Raw genomic sequence first — 3,213 nt, 5'->3', positions numbered from 1 at the left:
CCCACCGCCGACGGGTGGACGGTGCGCAGCCGGAGCGGCGGTCCGGACCACCGCGTCGCCGCCGGCGGCCGGTGCACCTGCCCGTGGTTCCTCGCGCACGGCACCGGCCGCGGGCCGTGCGCGCACGTCCTCGCCGTCCAGATCGCCTCGGAGGCCACCGCATGACGCTCACCACCCGCCAGGTCGCCGCGATCGACGTCTTCCGCTCGCTGGGGTGGGCGTCCGCGTCCGTCGAGGACGTCGAGTCGCTGCCGCTCGGGACGCCCGAGCAGCAGCGGGTCGCGCGCGAGGGCCTCGCGTCGGGCGAGTGGGGCGAGATCGGTCAGAAGGGTCCGAACACCTGGGGCTGGATCTCCTGGACGGACGTCGACGAGGGGATGCTCCGCCTGTTCGCGGTGCGCGTCGGGGTGGACGCACGTCGAGCCGCACGGCTGCTCGCGTCGGCGCCCGATGGTGACGAGCTGCTCACGCGACTCGTGTCCGCTCACGGCGATACCTACGCGGCACGGTTCGTCGAGGCGGTGGAGCGGTCGGGACGGCCCTGGGAGCACACGACGAGCATGCTCGGCGGTGTCACCGTCCGGCTCGTCGACCGTCACGACCTGCCGGTGCCGCACCGTGTCGAGTACCTCAAGGACTGGGCGGTCCACAGCCCGTCCCGGACGTCGTCGGTCCACCGGTGCGTCCCGCGCCCGGCCGGCGGGGCCTTCCTGCGGCCGACGCTGACCGCACACGCCCCGCACCCGCGGGGCCGCGGCACAGGAGACCAGCATGAGCACGCACTCCCTCGACCTGACGCTCGTCGGGTGGGTCGGCAGCGACGTCCGGCACTTCAACGGCCCCGGCACGGTGCCGTTCACGTCGTTCCGCATGGCCAGCACGCGGCGGTGGTTCGACCGGCGCGAGGGCGCCTGGCGCGACGGCCGGACCGAGTGGTTCACCGTGAAGATCTGGCGGTCCGGCGCGCTCAACGTCGCCGAGTCGCTCCGCAAGGGCGACCCGGTCGTCGTGCACGGACGCCTGTCGACCGAGGAGTGGCAGGCCGACGACGGTCCGCGCACGTCGCTCGTCGTCGAGGCGAGCGCGGTCGGTCACGACCTCACGTTCGGCACGTCGCGGTTCGCGCGGACCGTGAGCACGGGCGCCGACGCGGCCGACGGCGAGGCGGGCGCGGACGCGGACGGCGCGACCCGCGCGCCGGTCGACGTCACCGGGTTCGTCGAGGCCGGCGACGACCTCGTCCCCGGCGAGCACGTCGACGACGACGGCCCCGGCGTGGTGTCCGGGCGCGTCGACGGGCCGCTCGCTCCGGTCGTCGTGGCCTGATCGCCTAGGCTGGGGGACCGCAACGACGACGCGGCCGGGCCGCCGGGTGCCCGACACCCCGAGCGGCCCGCCGACGTCGTCCACCATCCACGACACCGAGGCGGACGACAGGCCAGTGGCTGAGTTCATCTACTCCATGTACAAGGCGCGCAAGGCGCACGGCGACAAGGTCATCCTCGACGACGTCTCCCTGAACTTCCTGCCCGGCGCGAAGATCGGCGTCGTCGGCCCGAACGGCGCCGGCAAGTCGACGATCCTCAAGATCATGGCCGGGCTCGACCAGCCGTCGAACGGCGAGGCGCGCCTGAGCCCCGGCTACACGGTCGGGATCCTCCAGCAGGAGCCGCCCCTCAACGAGGACAAGACCGTCCTCGGCAACGTCGAGGAGGGCGTCGGCGAGATCAAGGGCAAGCTCGACCGCTACAACGAGATCTCGGCCCTCATGGCCGACCCCGACGCGGACTTCGACGCGCTCCTCGCCGAGATGGGCCAGCTGCAGGAGGCCATCGACGCCGCCGACGCGTGGGACCTCGACGCGCAGCTCGAGCAGGCCATGGACGCGCTGCGCTGCCCGCCGCCGGACGCCGACGTCAAGGTGCTCTCCGGTGGTGAGCGCCGCCGCGTCGCGCTCTGCAAGCTCCTCCTCGAGAAGCCCGACCTGCTGCTCCTCGACGAGCCCACCAACCACCTCGACGCCGAGAGCGTGCTCTGGCTCGAGCAGCACCTCAAGGACTACCCGGGCGCGATCCTGGCGGTCACGCACGACCGGTACTTCCTCGACCACGTCGCGGAGTGGATCTGCGAGGTCGACCGCGGGCGCCTCTACCCGTACGAGGGCAACTACTCCACCTACCTGGAGAAGAAGCAGGAGCGCCTCGCGATCCAGGGCAAGAAGGACGCGAAGCTCGCCAAGCGCCTCAAGGACGAGCTCGAGTGGGTCCGGTCCAACGCGAAGGGCCGCCAGACCAAGTCGAAGTCGCGTCTGGCCCGCTACGAGGAGATGGCCGCCGAGGCGGACCGCACCCGGAAGCTCGACTTCGAGGAGATCCAGATCCCGCCGGGCCCGCGCCTGGGGTCGATCGTCCTCGAGGCGAAGGACCTGGAGAAGGGGTTCGACGGCCGCACGCTCATCGACGGGCTGTCGTTCACGCTGCCGCGCAACGGCATCGTCGGCGTCATCGGCCCGAACGGCGTCGGCAAGACGACGCTCTTCAAGACGATTGTCGGGCTCGAGCCGCTCGACGGCGGCGACCTGAAGATCGGCGAGACCGTGTCGATCTCCTACGTCGACCAGTCGCGCGGCGGCATCGACCCGAAGAAGACGCTGTGGGAGGTCGTCTCCGACGGCCTCGACTTCCTCAAGGTCGGCAACGTCGAGATGCCCTCGCGCGCGTACGTCGCCGCGTTCGGGTTCAAGGGCCCGGACCAGCAGAAGCCCGCGGGCGTCCTGTCCGGTGGTGAGCGCAACCGCCTCAACCTCGCGCTCACGCTCAAGCAGGGCGGCAACCTGCTGCTGCTCGACGAGCCGACCAACGACCTCGACGTCGAGACGCTCGGCTCGCTCGAGAACGCGCTGCTCGAGTTCCCGGGCTGCGCGGTCGTCGTGTCGCACGACCGGTGGTTCCTCGACCGCGTCGCGACGCACATCCTCGCCTACGAGGGCACCGAGGAGGACCCGGCGAACTGGTACTGGTTCGAGGGCAACTTCGCGTCCTACGAGGAGAACAAGGTCGCCCGCCTCGGCGCCGACGCGGCGCGTCCGCACCGCGTGACGTACCGCAAGCTGCGGCGCGACTGACCTGCCTGCCACGACGGGCCGGGCGGAGCGATCCGCGCGGCCCGTCGTCGTTCGCGTCCCCCTCCGCCGTCGCCCTCCGCGAGCGTCGG

The 3,213-nt window shown here is 72.0% G+C and carries 3 protein-coding genes; all 3 read left to right on the top strand.

All coding sequences use genetic code 11. The features are described 5' to 3' along the window. Nucleotides 1–21: 21 nt before the first annotated feature. The 3 genes from HGA02_RS14070 (at nt 22) to ettA (ending at nt 3,124) form a co-directional block, all read left to right on the top strand. A complete protein-coding gene (locus HGA02_RS14070) occupies nt 22–165 on the top strand; it encodes an SWIM zinc finger family protein (RefSeq protein WP_343035485.1) in 144 nt (47 codons plus the stop codon). 606 nt (nt 166–771) lie between these two features. Continuing rightward, a complete protein-coding gene (locus HGA02_RS14065; RefSeq protein WP_168679561.1) occupies nt 772–1,326 on the top strand; it encodes a single-stranded DNA-binding protein in 555 nt (184 codons plus the stop codon). A gap of 115 nt (nt 1,327–1,441) precedes the next feature. Continuing rightward, on the top strand, nt 1,442–3,124 hold the full coding sequence (gene ettA, locus HGA02_RS14060; protein ID WP_124343734.1) for an energy-dependent translational throttle protein EttA: 1,683 nt from the start codon (nt 1,442–1,444) through the stop codon (nt 3,122–3,124). The last annotated feature ends 89 nt before the right edge of the window (nt 3,125–3,213 follow it).

The sequence above is a fragment of the Cellulomonas septica genome (assembly GCF_012396155.1).
GTDB classification, from domain to species: domain Bacteria; phylum Actinomycetota; class Actinomycetes; order Actinomycetales; family Cellulomonadaceae; genus Cellulomonas; species Cellulomonas septica.
This window is presented reverse-complemented; position numbering and strand designations above follow the sequence as displayed.